The following is a 254-nucleotide window of genomic DNA, read 5'->3' on the forward strand; positions in this document are numbered from 1 at the left end:
GCCCGGCACATTCAAAGGCATCGACAAGAAGAGCATCTACCAGCACCAATCCTTCTCGAATATGGATTTCATCCCGGACATTACCGAACAGTTGGAAGAAGGTCCAAAGCAATTGTATATGACGGCCGAAGAGAAGATTATTCTGGCTGATATTTTTGCATCATTATCGCTGCGTGAACGGCAGTGTTATATCTTGCATACGGCTGCGCAACTAAGTATGTCAGAGGTCGCTGAAGAACTAGGGCTTAGCAAAT

1 pseudogene is annotated in these 254 nt (G+C 45.7%); it reads left to right on the plus strand.

The window, feature by feature from the left end:
- Positions 1–254: pseudogene (locus SB775_RS31710) on the plus strand (RNA polymerase subunit sigma-70); the annotation flags it as partial.

The organism is Peribacillus sp. SIMBA_075 (genome assembly GCF_046534585.1).